Annotated in this window: 15 protein-coding genes; 7 read left to right on the forward strand and 8 right to left on the reverse strand. The window is 73.4% G+C overall.

The annotated features are described in order from the left end of the window. Positions 1 to 13: 13 nt before the first annotated feature. Positions 14 to 1,273 carry an MFS transporter gene (locus tag DBP14_RS09070; RefSeq protein WP_129306505.1) on the reverse strand — a complete coding sequence of 420 codons (1,260 nt, stop codon included), beginning with the start codon at positions 1,271 to 1,273 and terminating at the stop codon, positions 14 to 16. A gap of 100 nt (positions 1,274 to 1,373) precedes the next feature. Here DBP14_RS09070 and DBP14_RS09075 point away from each other — a divergent pair, with 100 nt between their 5' ends. Continuing rightward, a complete protein-coding gene (locus tag DBP14_RS09075; RefSeq protein ID WP_129306506.1) occupies positions 1,374 to 2,354 on the forward strand; it encodes a DUF5937 family protein in 981 nt (326 codons plus the stop codon). A 121-nt stretch (positions 2,355 to 2,475) separates the two neighbouring features. Here the strand turns inward: DBP14_RS09075 and DBP14_RS09080 are convergent, their stop codons facing one another. The 4 genes from DBP14_RS09080 to DBP14_RS09095 form a co-directional block, all read right to left on the reverse strand. Beyond that, the gene (locus DBP14_RS09080; protein ID WP_129306507.1) at positions 2,476 to 2,952 is read right to left on the reverse strand and encodes a MarR family transcriptional regulator; all 477 of its coding nucleotides are present in this window, start codon (positions 2,950 to 2,952) and stop codon (positions 2,476 to 2,478) included. A gap of 92 nt (positions 2,953 to 3,044) precedes the next feature. Then, complete coding sequence (locus DBP14_RS09085; RefSeq protein WP_129306508.1) at positions 3,045 to 3,851, reverse strand: AIM24 family protein; 807 nt, start codon at positions 3,849 to 3,851, stop codon at positions 3,045 to 3,047. Next, positions 3,848 to 4,498, reverse strand: coding sequence for an AIM24 family protein (locus tag DBP14_RS09090; RefSeq protein ID WP_129306509.1), 651 nt, complete (start codon positions 4,496 to 4,498; stop codon positions 3,848 to 3,850). Before DBP14_RS09090 ends, DBP14_RS09085 begins: the two co-directional genes overlap by 4 nt. A gap of 1 nt (position 4,499) precedes the next feature. After that, positions 4,500 to 5,132 carry an AIM24 family protein gene (locus DBP14_RS09095; protein ID WP_129311755.1) on the reverse strand — a complete coding sequence of 211 codons (633 nt, stop codon included), beginning with the start codon at positions 5,130 to 5,132 and terminating at the stop codon, positions 4,500 to 4,502. Between the two features lie 204 nt (positions 5,133 to 5,336). On the opposite strand from DBP14_RS09095, the gene DBP14_RS09100 reads away from it, so the two are divergent. From DBP14_RS09100 to DBP14_RS09115, 4 genes are all read left to right on the forward strand, one after another. Then, a complete protein-coding gene (locus DBP14_RS09100) occupies positions 5,337 to 5,681 on the forward strand; it encodes a DUF3817 domain-containing protein (RefSeq protein ID WP_129306510.1) in 345 nt (114 codons plus the stop codon). Further along, positions 5,678 to 5,971 (forward strand): MTH1187 family thiamine-binding protein, encoded by a 294-nt coding sequence (locus tag DBP14_RS09105; protein ID WP_129306511.1) that lies wholly within the window; start codon positions 5,678 to 5,680, stop codon positions 5,969 to 5,971. The genes DBP14_RS09100 and DBP14_RS09105 overlap by 4 nt, the downstream gene beginning before the upstream one ends. Before the next feature lie 163 nt (positions 5,972 to 6,134). Then, positions 6,135 to 6,905 (forward strand): hypothetical protein, encoded by a 771-nt coding sequence (locus DBP14_RS09110; protein WP_129306512.1) that lies wholly within the window; start codon positions 6,135 to 6,137, stop codon positions 6,903 to 6,905. Between the two features lie 37 nt (positions 6,906 to 6,942). Continuing rightward, positions 6,943 to 7,593 carry a TetR/AcrR family transcriptional regulator gene (locus DBP14_RS09115; RefSeq protein WP_129306513.1) on the forward strand — a complete coding sequence of 217 codons (651 nt, stop codon included), beginning with the start codon at positions 6,943 to 6,945 and terminating at the stop codon, positions 7,591 to 7,593. A gap of 378 nt (positions 7,594 to 7,971) precedes the next feature. Here the strand turns inward: DBP14_RS09115 and DBP14_RS09120 are convergent, their stop codons facing one another. The 3 genes from DBP14_RS09120 to DBP14_RS09130 form a co-directional block, all read right to left on the reverse strand. Beyond that, positions 7,972 to 9,189: an MFS transporter gene (locus DBP14_RS09120; protein WP_129306514.1), complete on the reverse strand. Its 1,218-nt coding sequence runs from the start codon at positions 9,187 to 9,189 to the stop codon at positions 7,972 to 7,974. Between the two features lie 932 nt (positions 9,190 to 10,121). Further along, a complete protein-coding gene (meaB, locus tag DBP14_RS09125) occupies positions 10,122 to 11,078 on the reverse strand; it encodes a methylmalonyl Co-A mutase-associated GTPase MeaB (protein WP_129306515.1) in 957 nt (318 codons plus the stop codon). Between the two features lie 44 nt (positions 11,079 to 11,122). Then, on the reverse strand, positions 11,123 to 12,331 hold the full coding sequence (locus DBP14_RS09130) for an acetyl-CoA C-acetyltransferase (protein WP_129306516.1): 1,209 nt from the start codon (positions 12,329 to 12,331) through the stop codon (positions 11,123 to 11,125). Positions 12,332 to 12,480: 149 nt separating this feature from the next. Between DBP14_RS09130 and mce the strand changes: the two genes are divergently transcribed. Next, complete coding sequence (mce, locus tag DBP14_RS09135; RefSeq protein WP_129306517.1) at positions 12,481 to 12,921, forward strand: methylmalonyl-CoA epimerase; 441 nt, start codon at positions 12,481 to 12,483, stop codon at positions 12,919 to 12,921. Positions 12,922 to 13,152: 231 nt separating this feature from the next. Beyond that, complete coding sequence (gene scy, locus DBP14_RS09145) at positions 13,153 to 17,133, forward strand: polarized growth protein Scy (RefSeq protein WP_129306518.1); 3,981 nt, start codon at positions 13,153 to 13,155, stop codon at positions 17,131 to 17,133. Positions 17,134 to 17,141 lie beyond the last annotated feature (8 nt).

The following is a 17,141-nucleotide window of genomic DNA, read 5'->3' on the forward strand; positions in this document are numbered from 1 at the left end:
TCTCGGCTTTCGGTCACCCGGCGGCCGCTTCGGACCGCCCCCGGTCATCCGGCACCGCCACGCCTGCGCCCTCCGTCGCCCGGCACGCCAGCGCCAGCCCCGCGCAGCACAGCGTGCCCAGTGCCCCGGCGCCCACGACAGCCCCGCGCACGCCGATCAGCTCGGCCGCCACCCCGGCCAGTGCCATGCCCACGCCCTGGAGGGTCATCAGGCCCGCGCTGAGCACGGTCATGGCCCGCCCCCGCAGCTCCTCGGGCACGGCGCGGACGAACCACTGGTCCAGGCCCAGCGTGTACGCCGACCCCGCGCCGGACAGCGCCAGGAGCAGCAGGGAGAGGGCGAGGCCGGGGCGCAGGGCGTAGCCGAGGTAGGGCAGCAGGGTCAGGCAGACCAGGGGCAGCGCGATCCGCTCGCGGGCGGCGGTCCGCAGCCGGGCCCCGGCGAACAGCTCGCCGGCCACGGTGCCGACCGGCAGGGCGCACATCAGCAGGCCGAGCCCGGTGGAGCCGGTGCCGAGGGCGTCGGAGTAGGGGGCGGCCAGCGCCTCGGGGACGACGGAGAACATCGCGGGCACCCAGAACAGCAGGAGCAGCACGCGGACGCGACGGTCGGCGAAGAGCGCGCGGGTGCCGGGCCGGGGCTCTCCCGGCCGGCGGGCGCGGGCGGGCCGGCGCCGGGTGCCGAGGCGCAGCAGGGCTGCCGAGGCGAGGAAGGTGCCGACGGTGATGAGCAGGGCGTGGCGCGGGGTAACGACGGTGAGCAGCAGGCCGCCGAGGCCGTAGCCGACGAGGAGGGCGCTCTGGGCGACGATGCGCAGCAGGGAGCGGCCGAGCACGAACAGGTCGCCGTCGCCGAGGACGTCGGCGAGGGTGGCCATGCGGGTGCCGGAGAACACCGGGGAGACGACGGCGAGGCAACAGCGCAGGGCGAGCAGCACGCCGATGCCCGTGCCGGGGGCCACCATCAGCGCGACACAGGCGGCGCACACCAGGTCGCAGGTCACCAGCACCCGGCGGGCGGGGAGGCGGTCGGCGACGGAGGCGAGGACGGTGCCGCCGACGACGTACGGCAGGAAGCCGAGGGCGAAGGTGAGGGCGCTGAGCAGGGGCGAGCCGGTGAGGTCGTAGACGAGGACGGAGAGCGCGATCTCGCTGACGATCAGCCCGAGCATGGACAGGACGTGGGCGGCGAAGACGGCCCGGAACTCGGGGACGGCGAGGACGCGGGCGTAGCCGGCGGAACGCCTGGACGCCGCCTTGGGCGGTGCGGACATGTCCGGCAGCGTGCCTGCGTCCGGGCGGGGCGGCGTAGAGTTTCGGCTGTGGCCGAATCTTCGGCTCGGGATGCTCGTGACCGGCGGTCGAGGGAGTGCGATGCCGTCGTATCTGCACTTCGGGGACGACGACTTCCTGCGCTGCCGGTTCGCCGTGTCGCCGCTGTGGGAGACGCAGGACGCGGTGCGCACGCTGAAGCGGCCGGACCGGCACGGCTACCACGCGCCCTGGCTGCGCCGGATGCGTACGGCGGCGGCCGGTCTCGACCTCACTCCGCTGTGGCTGCTGATGCCCCGGCGCGGGCATTCGCCGGACTGGCTGGGTCCGCCGCCGCTCGGGCCGGCGGCGACGTTCGAGGAGGAGATCGCGGCCGTACGGCGGGCCGATCCGGTGGCGGCCCGCGAGGACACCGCCCGTTCGCTCGCCTGCACACCGGGGGCCTTCGACTCGCCGTACGCGCGCGCGTGGATGGCGGATCCGGTGCGGATGGTCGCGGAGCTGGCGGACGCGGTGGAGGAGGTCTGGCGGGTGCTGATCGAGCCGGACTGGCCCCGGCTGCGGGCTCTGCTGGAGGCCGACGTGGCCTTCCACTCGCGGCGGCTGGCGGAGGTGGGCCTGGGCGGGCTGCTCCCGGAGCTGCACGGGCGGCTGGGCTGGCGGGAGAGCACGCTGACCATGGAGTCGCGGGGTGACTACGAGCGGCACCTGAACGGCCAGGGGCTGGTCCTGATGCCGAGTGTCTTCGTCTGGCCGGACGTGATCAGCGGCTTCGACCCGCCCTGGCAGCCGACCCTCGTCTATCCGGCCCGGGGTATCGCCGGTCTGTGGACGAACCCGGCGGACCGGGCCCCGCAGGCGCTCGTACGGTTGCTGGGGCGGGGCCGGGCCGCCGTGCTGACCGCGCTGGCCGAACCGGCGACCACCTCGGCCCTGGCCCACCGGCTCGGTCTGGCCCCGTCGTCGGTCTCGTCCCACCTCACGACCCTGCGCGACGCGGGCCTGCTGACCGCCCGCCGCTACGGTCACCAGGTGCTGTACGAACGCACACCCCTGGGGATGGCGCTGGCGTCGGGGGGCTGAGGCCCCGACGGCCGGGACCCGGAGGCCGGGACCCGGAGGCTGGGCCCTCGGAGGCCGGGACCTCGGAGGCCGGGACCTCGGAGGCCGGGGCCCCCGAGGCACGCGCGGCCGACGGCAGGGCTCAGGGGCGTCCCCGCTGCCCCCTGAGGTGTTCGGCGATCGGTTTGAGGCCCTTGTCCAGCTCCCGGAGGGTCTCCGCCGACAGCAGGTCGATGAAGTGCCGGCGCACCGAGGCCACATGGTGCGGCGCGACCTTGCGCATCGTCTCCATGCCGTGCTCGGTCAGCACGGCGTACAGCCCCCGCCGGTCGGACTCGCAGTTCTCGCGGCGCACCAGGTTGGCGTTCTCCATCCGCGTGATCTGGTGCGAGAGCCGGCTCTTGGACTGGAGGGTGGCGGACGCGAGGTCACTCATCCGCATCCGTACGTCGTCGGACTCGGAAAGGTTCACGAGGATCTCGTAGTCGTTCATCGTCAGCCCGAAGGGCTGCAGATCCTTTTCGAGTTGATACGTCAACAGCCTGTTGACCTCCAGGTGGGTGCGCCAGGCGCACTGCTCCGCATCGGTCAGCCAGCGCGTGGCCGTCTCGGTCTCCATGAATGAAGTCTACCTAAGAAGTTGAATGACGAACTACTTCGGGTGGTGTGACTGTGCGCACGCGTTCGACGTCACACTCCGCAGACTACCGCTCACAGTCCGAAGCGACGCTGGAGGTCCCCCAGCTGTCCGGGAAGACGCGGTGCACCCGACGATTGCGGACCGTGTCCACCCGACGCCGGAACGCCACCTCCGGGCACCCCCGGCTCCGCCGGAACCGCCCCCGCCGCCGGCTCCGCCATGAGCGCCTCGGACGACTGCAGCAGCACCGTCCCGGCACCCACGAACTCGAACTGGTGCTCCTCCCCGGAGACCCCGCCCAGGCCCGTCATCGCACGTAGACCGCCCATGACGCCGGTCAGATACCCGTGGTCGTAGTGATGGCACGGCGAGGGGCAGTCGGCCCAGCCGACCAGCGCCTGCGGGTCCACCCGGATCGGCGGCTCCATGAACACCACCGGCCCGTTAGACGCGGCCACGAACTTTCCGGTTCCGATGAGTGTCAGGAAACCCGGCACGATCGATTGTTTCAGTGCGAGAGTTGGCTGAAAAGCGAGCAGGTTGCCCGCGCGAATGGTCAAGTTCCCGTCGTCGAGGTCGTAGGAATTGACATCGAAGGCCCGGTCGGCCAGCAGCATCTTGCCCGAGCCCTCGGCCACCACCCAGTCGCTCGCGTGCAGTGGCGAATGGAACGACGTACGGACAAGTCGGTCGAGTCGGCCGTGCCCGACGCCGTTGAACTCGATCGCCCCGTAGTAGGCGATCATCTTCCCCTTCTGCAGGAACCACTGCCCGCTCTTGAGCTCCACGCAGAACGTGTACTTGTTCACGTTGTCGTCGACGGGCAGCGTCATGGGGTCGTGGACGACCGGGCCGCCGGGGGTTCCGTACGCGCTCACAGCTTCTCCTCCGACGCCTGGACGTACACCGTGCCGCTGCCGCTCAGCTCCAGCTGGAACGCCTCGCCGGAACCGCGGCCGACCATGTCGCGCCAGCCGAGGGCGGTGGACAGCTTGTTGCGCACGTCGCCGTGGTGGGCGACGTACGCCTGCGGGTCGACGTGCACCGGGCGCTGCGGGGTGATCGGGACCTCGAAGACGCCGCCGTGCGCCATCACGGCCACGGCGCCCTGCCCCTGGAGGGTGGTGGTGAACAGGCCCTGGCCGGTGACCTGTCCGCGGACCATGCCCATGACCCCGCCCTGGGAGCCCATGAACATCGTGCCCTGCCGGAGCGTGCCCTCGAAGGCGAGCAGCCGGTCGGCCTCCACGTAGAGGGTGTCGCCGGTGAGTTGGATGACGTGGACGTGGTGGCCGCCGTGCCCGAAGAAGACGGTGCCGCTGCCCTCGACGGACATCAGCGGGGTCGCCTCGCCGGCCACCCGGCGCCCGATCATGGACATCAGGCCGCCCTGGCCGCCCTGCATGTTGGGCGTGAAGGACACGTCCCCCTTGTAGGCGAGCATCGCCCCGCGCTGGCTGAACAGCCGCTGCCCGGGCAGGACGGTCGCCTCGACCATCTTGGAGTTGATCTCCCTCAAGCTCATCTCACACGTCCCCCGCGATCGTGTTCCGCTCGCTCGGCTGCACGTAGACCAGCCCGTCGCCCTCGAAGCGGATCTGGAAGGCCTCGCCGCCGCCCTCCCCGAAGAACGTGCGGAACGTCACACCGGACTGGAAGGACTGCCGTACGTCCCCCTGGTGGGCGATGTACGCGCCCGGGTCGACGATCAGCGGGTACTGCGGGCTGACACGCAGCACCACCGCCGGCCCGTCCGACATGATCGCCGCCTGCCCGTGTCCCTCGACGGTCGTCGTGAACAGCCCGTTGCCCTGCGAGGCTCCGCGCAGGCCGGTGAAGGTCGTCCCCGTTCTCAGCCCCGCGTCGGTCGCGAGCAGGTTGCTCGACTCCACGTAGAGCTTGTCGCCCTGGAGTCCCACCAGGTTGATCTCCGAGGCCCGGTCCGCGAACCAGCAGGTCCCCCGCCCCCTCACCTCCATCACCGTCATCTGCTCGCCGGTGAGCCGCCGGGTCACCATCCCCCGCAGGCCCTCGCCGCCGCCGCTCAGTTTCTTGAAGGCCATCTCGCCGTCGTACGCCACCATGGAGCCGTTCTTCGCCTTCACGGCGTCCCCGGTCATGTCGACGGCCAGCACCTTGCTGCCTTGAAGTCGGAACATCGCCACGCTGTGAAAGTAGCGGCCCGGTGGGTGGAGAGAACAGGGCCGGAGGGTGGAGACGGACCCTGAGCGCACCCCTAAGGGCACCGTTTGCCACAATGGGCGAACCTTTGTGCTTCCGTTCACAAAGCGGATCACGAAGCGCGCCACAGCGGATCACGAAGCGACCGCGCCCCCAGCGACTCTCCCACCCGAAGGTGACCCGTGGACATCAAGACCGCCACCGCCCTCCGCCGCCTCCGCCTGGTCTCGGCCCCCGAGGCCGTGTCCTTCCTCGTGCTGCTCGTCTGCTCGGTGCTGAAGCGGACCACGGACTTCAACGCGGTGCCCGTGATGGGCGCGATCCACGGTGTGCTGTTCGTTCTCTACGTCGTCTTCTGGGCGGACGCCTGGAACCGCGCCAAGTGGAGCCTGAAGACCGCGGCCCTGTACTTCGTCCTCTCCGTCCTGCCGACCGGCGGCTTCTTCGCCGAGCGCAAGCTGCGCCGCGAGGCCGAGGATGCGGTCATCGCCGCCCGCGCGCGTGAGGAAGGGGTCGTGAACGCATGATCGTCGCCTTCTCCGTGACGCCGCTCGGCGTCGGCGAGGACGTGGGCGAGTACGTCGCCGACGCCGTCCGCGTGGTCCGCGAGTCGGGCCTGCCCCACCGCACCGACGCGATGTTCACCTCGGTCGAGGGCGACTGGGACGAGGTGATGGACGTGGTCAGGCGTGCCGTCGCCGCCGTGGAGGAGCGGGCGCCCCGCGTCTCGCTCGTCCTCAAGGCCGACATCCGGCCCGGCGTCACCGACGGACTCACCTCCAAGGTGGCGACGGTGGAGCGGCACCTGGCGGAGTGAGCCGCGCGGTCGCCACGCGCGCGTGCCTGTGCGGAACCCCGGTCCCCGACAGGGCCGGGGTTCTCTGCCTCCCGCCGTTTGAGCGGTCGCTCAAACACCATGTACCGTCGCCCTCAACGGGTTTGAGCATTCGCTCAACGACTGGCCGAGGTGGGGGAACGCCATGGGTGTCTACATAGAGACGCACATCCGCGCGGACCTGGACGACCTGTGGGCGCGCACCCGGGAACCCGCCCGGCACCGGCGCTGGGACCTGCGGCTCACGGATATCCACTACCTCCCGCGCGCGGAGGGCGAGCCGCGGCGCTTCCGCTACGTCGCCCAGGTCCTGCCCTTCCTCACCACGACCGGCACCGGCGTCGTGGCCGGCGAGAAGGAGGGCTCCGACGGCACCCGCACCGCCGCGCTCCGTTTCACCTCCTCGCACCCGCTGTCCCCGATCGCCGAGGGCATCGGCTACTGGCGCTGCGTCCCGGACGCGCACGGCGTCCGCTTCCTCACCGGCTACGACTACCGCCCTCGCTGGGGAGCCCTCGGCGCCCTCGCCGACCGCCTGCTGCTGCGCCCGTTCCTGCGCTGGGCGACCGCCTGGTCCTTCGACCGGCTGCGGCTGTGGCTGGAGCGCGGCATCACCCCGGAGCGGGCCCTGGCCAACTGGCTGACCGAACTGGCGGTCCGCGCGCTGGTGCTGACCGCGTGCCTGACCGGACTGGGGCTGGAGTCCCCACCGGGGCCGGGGTCGTCCCTGAACGCCTTCGGCACGCTCGCGCCCGCCGTGGCGTACCTGTGCCCGCTGCTGCTCCTGGCCGCCGTCTGCGTCACCCTGTTCAAGAGCCCCCTGGACTCCACCCCCGCCGCCCGCCGCTGCGACCGCTCCCCGGTCACCCGCGTCTGCACCCCGCGCGTGCTGCGCACCCTGGAGGACCTCGGATGACCGTGCGACCGCGGACGACGCCCCCGGAGGCACGCTTATGAGCCCGGAGACGGCGAAGTCTCAGGAGACCAAGGCCAAGCTGCTGCAGGGGGCCCTGCGGGTCCTCACGGAGCAGGGGATCGCCGCGACCTCCGGGCGTACGGTCGCGGCGGCGGCCGGGGTCAACCAGGCGCTGGTGTTCTACCACTTCGGCTCGGTCGACGAACTCCTCGCCGCCGCCTGCCGCTACGGCGCCGAGCAGGCCGTCTCCCGCTACCGGGACCGGCTCGCCACGGTGGCCTCCCTCACCGAACTCCTCGCCGTCGGCCGCGAGATACACGAGCAGGAGCGGGCCGGCGGCCATGTGGCGCTGCTCGGCCAGCTGCTGGCCGGCGCCCAGACCCACGCCGCACTGGGACCCGCCGCCGCGGCCGGCCTCAACCTGTGGATCACCGAGATCGAACACGTCCTGCGCCGCGTCCTCACCGCCACCCCGCTCGCCGAGTTCACCGACCCGGCCGGCCTGGCCCGCGCCGTCGCCGCGACCTTCGTCGGCATCGAGCTCTACGAGGGCGTCGACGCCCACGGCGCCCACACGGCCCTGGACGCCCTCGAACAACTGGGCGCCCTGGTAGCGGCCCTGGACGAACTCGGCCCGGTCGCCACCCGAGCGGTCCGCCTCCACCTGCGGCGCACGCGGCGGCGCTGACCGGCCGGTCACCCGGTCCCGCGGAGCGTTGCCTCAGATCGTGCAGGGGTCCTCGGCGATCAGGCCCCGCATGTGATCCAGGGCATCCCGCAGGTTCGCGGGCAGCCGGCTCAGCTCCTTCCCCCGTTGTGCCGTGCGGTCAAGCTGGACGCGTTCCGGGACCTGCGGCGGTAGAAGCCGCCGGGGCGACCGGTGGGCGGGCTGCCTCCGCCGCTGTGCAGGCATGGCGAGCGGTTCGGGCTCTCTCGCCGGCGCGGGCGATCGTGGGCCTCTACACGGCATGGGATTGGCAGTTTTGGGCCGCCCCGGAAGTCCTTGACCAGACTGTATCGAGGTCACGGGCAGCCCAAACCTGCCAACCCTCCTACGGCCGACCGCTCAACGCCGGCTTGGACGGCGGCGCCGAGGTCCCGCCGCGAACGCCGACGCGATGGCCACCCCTCCGGCCAGCAGGAAGCAGATGCCGAGGGGGACGGCGCCGATCAGGAGGCCGGTCAGGAGGGCGCCGGTGGAGCTGCCCGCGTTGACGGCCGCGTTCACCCAGGCGCCGGCGCGGGTGCGGGCGTCGGTGGGGGCGAGTTCGTCGGCGAGGAGGTAGGCGGTCGTCAGGGAAGGGGCGATGAAGGCGCCGGCGAGGGTGACGGCCGCCGTGAGGGTCCACAGGTCGGGGGCGAGGGCGGCCGCGGCGATGACGAGGCCGAGGGCGACGGCGAAGCGGCACAGGCGGGTGCGGGCCGGCATGCGCCAGGGCACGGCCCCGTTCAGCAGGCCGCCCACCGCGCTGCCCGCCGAGAGGGCGCCCAGGACCCAGGGCACGAGCGCGGGGTCGTAGGCGTGTTGGGCGGTGAAGGCCATCACCAGGAGGTCGAGGCCGCTCAGGGACAGGCCGACTCCCGCGGCGACCGCGACCGGGGCGAGGAGTCCCCGTACGACGCCGGAGGGGCGGGCGGTCCGCTGCCGCGGGCGGGGGCCCGGCAGCGCGGGCGAGGCGGTGAAGGCCCAGGTACCGGCGACGATCAGCAGGGCGCTGAGCAGGAGGCCGGCGGCGGGACGCGTGAACCCGGCCAGGACGCCGATCAGGGCCGGTCCGGAGACGTACAGCAGTTCCTCGGCGACACCGTCGAGGCTGTAGGCGCGCTGCAACAGGGCCCGGTCCTCGACGAGTTCGCTCCACAGGGCGCGCATGGTCGGGCCGAGCGGGGGCGTGCAGGCGCCCGCGAGGGCCGCCGCCGTGGCGATGAGTGCGGACGGTGCGCCCTGCCGCCAGGTCAGGGCGGCCAGCGTGCACAGCAGGGCGCCGTAGAGGGTCGCCATGGGGCGCAGGGCGCGGCGTGCGCCGTGACGGTCGATCAGGGAGGCCCGTAGGGGCATCAGGAGGACCGACGCGGCGCCGAAGAGGGACAGGACGGCCCCGGAGACGGCGTACGAGCCGGTGGCCCGGGTGACGGACAGCAGCAGGGCGAGGGAGACGGTGCCGTAGGAGAGGCGGGCGGTCAGAGCGGCCGTGAAGGCGCGGCGGACGTACGGGACGCGCAGGACGGCGCCGTACGAGGGCCGCGGGGGCAGGGCAGAGTGCTGCGCGGTGGGCGCGGACATGGGCTGGGTTCCTCACGGGAGGCAGGGAGAGGGGACACCGAAGCGCCGCGCCGGCCGACGGTGCTGCGTCGGCCGCGTACGCGGGCGCGGGGTGCGCGCTCTATGCCAGAGAGAGGAACATGCGGATCAAGGTACCGGCCCGGCCCCGGGCTTGCCCAGCCCCGAGACTCACGAGCCCGGTCGCCCCCTCGCCAGGCCCGCGCCGAACCGGCCCCGGACCGGCCCTTCACAAGGTTCGTGACTCCGCCAGCCCCAAGATTGCCCAGCTTCGGCCCAGCCCATCGCCAGGCCCCCTACTCCGCCGTCCCCGGACCAGCCCGGCCGGTCAGCCCTCCACCAGGCCCCGCGGCCCCGCCGACCCCCGACAGGCCGAGCCGGTCGGTCCTCCCCCGGGCCTCGCGCCCGCCGGCCCCCGCGGATCCGCCGGCCCGAGGCGCCCAGCCCCGTCAGCCCCAAGATTGCCCAGCTTCGGCCCAGCCCATCGCCAGGCCCCCTACTCCGCCGTCCCCGGACCAGCCCGGCCGGACGGCCCTCCACCAGGCCCCGCGGCCCCGCCGACCCCCGACAGGCCGAGCCGGTCGGTCCTCCCCCGGGCCTCGCGCCCGCCGGCCCCCGCGGATCCGCCGGCCCGAGGCGCCCAGCCCCGTCAGCCCTTCGTCAGGCCCACCCCCTCACCAGCCTCCGCCGGTGCCGCCCTCGGGGTTGCCCGGCCCGGAGACGTACGAGCCGGATCAGCCCTCCGCCGACCCCGGCCCGGCCCCGGCGCGCGGCAGCGTCCCTCAGCCCTTCGTCAGGCCCGCGGCCTCACCAGCCCCGCGGGTACCGGCCCCCGGGTTGCCCGGTCCCGGGACGTACGAGCCGGATCAGCCTTTCGCCGGCCCTCGGCCCCGACGACCCCGGACCGGCCCGGCTCCGGCGCTCAACAGCGCTCCTCAGCCCTTCGTCAGGCCCGTGACCAGTTCGTCTGCCGCGCTGTACGGGTCCAGTTCGCCGGCGACGATGCGTTCGGCGAGGGTGCCGAGGTGGCGGTCGCCGTGGAGGTCGCCGATGCGTTCGCGCAGGGCGGTGACGGCGATCGTCTCGACCTCGTGGGAGGCGCGGGAGAGGCGGCGTTCCGCGAGGACGCCACGCTCCTCCATCCAGGCGCGGTGTTTTTCGAGGGCCTCGACCACCTCGTCGACGCCCTCGGCGCGGGCGGCGACCGTCTTGACGATCGGGGGGCGCCAGTCGCCGGGGCCGCGGGCCTCGCCCAGGCCGAGCATGTGGTTGAGTTCGCGGGCCGTGGCGTCCGCCCCGTCCCGGTCGGCCTTGTTGACGACGTACACGTCGCCGATCTCCAGGATGCCGGCCTTGGCCGCCTGGATGCCGTCGCCCATGCCCGGAGCGAGGAGGACGACGGCGGTGTCGGCCTGGGAGGCGATCTCCACCTCGGACTGGCCGACGCCGACCGTCTCGACCAGGATCACGTCGCAGCCCGCCGCGTCCAGGACGCGGATCGCCTGCGGGGCGGCCCAGGCGAGGCCGCCGAGGTGGCCCCGGGTCGCCATCGAGCGGATGTAGACCCCGGGGTCGGAGGCGTGGTCGGACATCCGGACCCGGTCGCCGAGCAGGGCGCCGCCGGAGAAGGGCGAGGACGGGTCGACGGCCAGGACGCCGACCCGCTTGCCCTGCTTGCGGTACGCCGTGACGAGCGCGGAGGTCGACGTCGACTTGCCGACGCCCGGCGAGCCGGTCAGACCGACCACGTAGGCGTTGCCCGTGAGCGGGGCCAGCGCCGCCATGACCTCCCTGAGCTGCGGGGACGCCCCCTCCACCAGGGAGATCAGCCGGGCCACGGCCCGCGGCCTGCCGTCCCTGGCCTGGGCCACCAGAGAGGAGACGTCCTGCATCACACGGCTCCGTTCACGTTCACCGACAGACAAACAGAAACAGCTCAGGCCTTCGGGACCCGGACGATCAGGGCGTCGCCCTGGCCGCCGCCGCCGCACAGGGCGGCCGCGCCGACCCCGCCGCCGCGCCGCTTCAGCTCCAGCGCCAAGTGGAGCACGAGCCGCGCGCCGGACATGCCGATCGGGTGGCCCAGGGCGATGGCACCGCCGTTGACGTTCACCTTTTCCGTGGACACGCCCAGGTCCTTCATTGACTGGACGGCGACCGCGGCGAACGCCTCGTTGATCTCGATCAGGTCGAGGTCGGAGACCTCCAGGCCGTCCTTCTTCAGCGCGTGCCGGATGGCGTTGGACGGCTGGGACTGCAGGCTGTTGTCCGGGCCGGCCACGTTGCCGTGGGCGCCGATCTCGGCGAGCCAGGTCAGGCCCAGCTCCTCCGCCTTGGCCTTGCTCATCACGACGACGGCGGCGGCGCCGTCGGAGATCTGCGAGGAGGTGCCCGCGGTGATCGTGCCGTCCTTGGTGAAGGCCGGGCGCAACTTGCCGAGGGACTCGGCCGTGGTGTCGCCGCGGATGCCCTCGTCCTTGCTGAACAGGACGGGCTCGCCCTTGCGCTGCGGGATCTCGACCGGGGTGATCTCGGCCTCGAAGACGCCGTTCTTCTGCGCGGCGGCGGCCCGCTGGTGGGACAGGGCGGCGATCTCGTCCTGCTCGGGGCGCTGAATGCCGAGGCGGGTGTTGTGCTTCTCCGTGGACTCGCCCATGGCGATGCCCTCGAAGGAGTCGGTGAGGCCGTCGTAGGCCATCGCGTCGAGCATCTCGACCGCGCCGTACTTGAAGCCCTCGCGGGACTTCGGGAGCAGGTGCGGGGCGTTGGTCATGGACTCCTGGCCGCCGGCGACGACGATGTCGAACTCGCCGGCGCGGATCAGCTGGTCGGCGAGCGCGATGGCGTCGAGGCCGGAGAGGCACACCTTGTTGATGGTGAGCGCCGGGACGTTCATCGGGATGCCGGCCTTGACCGCCGCCTGGCGGGCCGGGATCTGGCCGGCGCCGGCCTGGAGGACCTGGCCCATGATCACGTACTGCACCTGGTCGCCGCCGATCCCCGCACGGTCGAGGGCGGCCTTGATCGCGAAGCCGCCGAGGTCGGCTCCGGAGAAGGACTTGAGGGAGCCGAGCAAACGGCCCATGGGCGTGCGCGCGCCCGCGACGATCACCGAGCTGGTCGTACCGGGAGTTCCAGAAGACATGAGCTGCGATCCCCTTACCGGCCTGCCCGGCCGAGGAGTGAACGAGGGTTTACATCGAATGTACTGAGTGGCACTCCGTGCCGTCACCGGCACGCGGGTGTGATCGCGCGCACGTTGCGTAACCACCTCCGGAGCGCTCCACTGATTCCATGCTGACGCGAATCGACCACATCGGGATCGCCTGTCACGACCTCGACGCGACCGTCGAGTTCTACAAGGCCACGTACGGCTTCGAGGTGTTCCACACCGAGGTCAACGAGGAACAGGGCGTGCGCGAGGCCATGCTCAAGATCAACGAGACGTCCGACGGCGGCGCCTCCTACCTTCAGCTGCTGGAACCGACCCGCGAGGACTCCGCAGTCGGCAAGTGGCTCGCGAAGAACGGGGAGGGCGTCCACCACATCGCCTTCGGCACCGCAGACGTCGGCCAGGACGCCGCCGGCATCCGTGAGAAGGGTGTCCGGGTGCTCTACGAGGAGCCACGGATCGGCTCCATGGGGTCGCGGATCACCTTCCTGCACCCCAAGGACTGCCATGGTGTGCTGACAGAACTGGTCACTTCGGCCCCGGTTGAGTCGCCTGAGCACTGACCCTCGTACATAGGGGCCGGTAGGGTTGGGGGCGGTCGTCCCTGAACCGGGGCGACCGCGTCCTGTCGTCGTGGCGGCGGGACCAGGCCGGGGTCCGGGTTTCGGGGGACGAGCGTCGGGGCGGCAGCCCGTGCTCCGCCGTTGATCTGACACCATTTCCCCGGGGGCACCGTTCGGCCGATGGACGGAGCTCGTTGGAGAAGCTGACCAGGGGACGGATGGGACCGCGCAGTGCGGGGCTACGAGAGCCAGGAGCGAGAGCCGGCGGCTGACGTCGACCACCTCTCTCGGTTCGAGGCCGAGATGAAGCGGCTGAGGACCGAGCGGGAGAAGGCGATCCAGCACGCCGATGACCTCGGCTACCAGGTCGAGGTGCTGCGCGCCAAGCTGCACGAGGCGCGCCGCACCCTCATGACCCGGCCCGCCTACGACGGCGGTGACATCGGCTACCAGGCCGAGCAGTTGCTGCGCAACGCCCAGATGCAGGCCGACCAGCTGCGTCAGGACGCCGAGCGGGAGCTGAGCCAGGCCCGCGCGCAGACCCAGCGCATCCTCCAGGAGCACGCCGAGCAGGCGGCCCGGCTCCAGGCGGAGCTGCACCAGGAGGCGGTGAGCCGGCGCCAGCAGCTCGACCAGGAGCTGGCCGAGCGCCGGCAGACCGTCGAGTCGCACGTCAACGAGAACGTGACCTGGGCCGAGCAGGTGCGCTCGCGTTCCGAGCAGCAGGCCCGCCGGCTGCTGGAGGAGTCCCGTGCCGAGGCGGAGCAGGCGCTGGCCGCCGCCCGCGCGGAGGCCGAGCGGCTGACCCGGGAGGCCCGCGAGCGGCTGCAGAGCGACGCCGAGGCGGCCCGCGCGGAGGCCGAGCAGCTGCTGCGCCGGGCCCGCACGGACTCCGAGCGGCTGCTGAACGCCGCCTCGACGCAGGCGCAGGAGGCCACCGACCACGCCGAGCAGCTGCGCACGGACGCGGCCGGCGAGTCGGACGCGGCCCGCAGGCAGGCCGGCGAGCTGAGCCGGGCCGCCGAGCAGCGCATGGCGGACGCCGACGAGGCGCTGCGCAAGGCGCAGGCCGCGGCGGAGAAGCTGGTCAAGGAGGCCGAGGAGGCCGCGGCGAAGGCGCTGTCGAGCGCCGAGGCCGCCAACGAGACCCGCACGCGTACCGCCAAGGAGCAGGTGGCACGGCTGGTCGGCGAGGCCACCAAGGAGGCGGAGGCCACCAAGGCGGACGCCGAGCAGCTGGTCGCCGACGCCCGCGCCGAGGCCGAGAAGATCGTCACCGAGGCCGCCGAGAAGGCCCGCGGCATCACCGCCGAGGAGGCGGCCACCCAGCTGTCGAAGGCGGCGAAGACCGCCGAGGACGTCCTCGACAAGGCCGCCGAGGACGCGAAGAAGACCACGAAGGCCGCCGCCGAGGAGGCCGAGCGGATCCGCACCGAGGCCGAGGCCGAGGCGGACCGGCTGCGCGCCGAGGCGCATGACATCGCCGAGGAGCTCAAGGGCGCGGCGAAGGACGACACCAAGGAGTACCGCGCCAAGACGGTCGAGCTGCAGGAGGAGGCGCGCCGGCTGCGCGGCGAGGCCGAGCAGCTGCGCGCCGACGCGGTCGCCGAGGGCGAGTCGATCCGCGCCGAGGCCCGCCGGGAGGCGGTGGCGCAGATCGAGGAGGCGGCCGGCTCCGCCGAGGAGCTGCTCGCCAAGGCCAAGGCGGACGCCGACGAGCTGCGGCAGACCGCGACGGCGGACAGCGAGAAGGTCCGCACCGAGGCCATCGAGCGGGCGACCGCGCTGCGCCGGCAGGCCGAGGAGACCCTGGAGCGCACCCGCAAGGAGGCCGAGCGGCTGCGCGCCGAGGCCGCAGAGCAGTCCGAGGCGCTGACGGCGGACGCCGAGCGGGCCGCGCGCGAGCTTCGCGAGGAGACCGAGCGGGCCGTCGAGGCGCGCCGGGCGGAGGCCGCCGAGGAGCTGACCCGGCTGCACACGGACGCCGAGGAACGCCTCGCGTCCGCCGAGCAGGCCCTCACCGAGGCCCGCGAGGAGGCGTCCCGGATCCGCCGGGAGGCCGGCGAGGAGGCCGAGCGCCTGCGCACGGAGGCCGCCGACCGGATCCGTACGCTCCAGCAGCAGGCCGAGGCCGAGGCGGAGCGGCTGCGCACCGAGGCCGCCGCGGACGCGTCCGCCTCGCGGGCCGAGGGCGAGAACGTGGCCGTACGGCTGCGTTCCGAGGCCGCCGCCGAGGCCGAGCGGCTGAAGACGGAGGCCCAGGACAGCGCCGACCGGGTCCGCGCCGAAGCGCAGGCCGCCGCGGAGCGGCTGGGCACGGAGGCGTCCGAGACGCTGGCCGCCGCGCAGGAGGAGGCCGTACGGCGCCGCCGCGAGGCCGAGGAGCTCCTCGGTGCCGCCCGCGAGGAGGCCGAGGAGGAGCGCCGGCGGGCCCGCGAGCAGAGCGAGGAACTGCTGGCCTCCGCGCGCAGGCGCGTGGAGGAGGCGCAGGCCGAGGCGACCCGGCTGGTCGAGGAGGCCGACCGGCGGGCCGGCGAGATGGTGTCGGCCGCCGAACAGCACGCCCAGCAGGTACGGGACTCCGTCGCCGGGCTGCACGAGCAGGCGCAGGAGGAGATCGCCGGGCTGCGCTCGGCCGCCGAGCACGCGGCGGACCGCACCCGGCGGGAGGCCGAGGAGGAGGCGGACCGGGTCCGCGCCGACGCCTACGCCGAGCGGGAGCGGGCGAGCGAGGACGCCTCGCGGCTGCGGCGCGAGGCGCACGAGGAGACCGAGGCGGCGAAGGCGCTCGCCGAGCGGACGACGGCGGACGCGATCGCCGAGTCCGAGCGGCTGCGCGCCGAGTCGTCGGAGTACTCCCAGCGGGTGCGCACGGAGGCGTCCGACGCGCTCGCCGAGGCCGAGCAGGCGGCGTCCCGCACCCGGGCGGACGCCCGCGAGGACGCGAACCGGATCCGGTCGGACGCGGCGACGCAGGCGGACACCCTCATCACCGAGGCCCGCAGCGAGGCCGAGCGGCTGGGCACCGAGACGGCCGCGGAGGCCGACCGGGTGCGCACCGAGGCGCTCACGGAGGCCGAGCGGCTCCAGTCGGAGACCGTCGCGGAGGCCGACCGGGTCCGCACGGAGGCCCTCACCGAGGCCGAGCGGGTGCGCGCCGAGACCCTCGCCGAGGCGGACCGGGTGCGGGCCGAGTCGGTCGCGGCGGCCGAGCAGGTGCTGGCGGACGCGAGCGGCGACGCGGAGCGGCTGCGCGCCGAGGCCGCCGAGACGGTCGGGTCCGCGCAGCAGCACGCGGAGCGGCTGCGCGCCGATGCCGAGCGCCTGCGGGCGGACGCGGAGGCGGAGGCCGAACGGCTGGTCGGCACCGCGCGCCAGGAGGCCGAGCGGACCCTGGACGAGGCCCGCAAGGACGCCAACAAGCGGCGCTCGGAGGCGGCCGAGCAGGTCGACACGCTCATCAACGAGACGGCCGCCGAGGCGGACAAGCTGCTCACCGAGGCGCAGAAGCAGGCGCTGAAGACCACCGCGGACGCCGAGTCGCAGGCCGACACCATGGTCGGCGCGGCCCGCAGCGAGGCCGAGCGGATCGTCTCGGAGGCGACGGTCGAGGGCAACTCCCGGGTGGAGAAGGCCCGTACGGACGCGGACGAGCTGCTGGTCGGCGCCCGCCGGGACGCGACGGCCATAAGGGAGCGCGCGGAGGAGCTGCGCGACCGCATCACCTCCGAGATCGAGGAGCTGCACGAGCGGGCGCGCCGCGAGGCCGCCGAGACGATGAAGTCCACCGGCGACCGCTGCGACGCGCTGATCAAGGCGTCCGAGGAGCAGCTGGCCAAGGCGCAGGCGAAGGCCAAGGAGCTGCTGTCGGAGGCCAACTCCGAGGCCGGCAAGGTGCGCATCGCCGCCGTGAAGAAGGCGGAGGGCCTGCTGAAGGAGGCCGAGCAGAAGAAGGCCACGCTGGTCCGGGAGGCCGAGGAGCTGAGGGCCGAGGCGATCCGCGAGGCCCGGGCCACGGTCGAGGAGGGCAAGCGCGAGCTGGAGACGCTGGTGCGCCGGCGCGAGGACATCAACGCCGAGATCTCCCGTGTCCAGGACGTCCTGGAGGCGTTGGGCTCCCTGGAGGCCCCGGCCTCGGGCAAGGACGGCGGGGTCAAGGCGGGCGCCACCGTCGGACCCCCTCGATCGGGTGGCAAGTCGTCAGAGGGCTAGCCCTGGAG

Origin of the sequence: Streptomyces sp. L2, assembly GCF_004124325.1 — a bacterium.
Classification (GTDB): Bacteria; Actinomycetota; Actinomycetes; order Streptomycetales; family Streptomycetaceae; genus Streptomyces.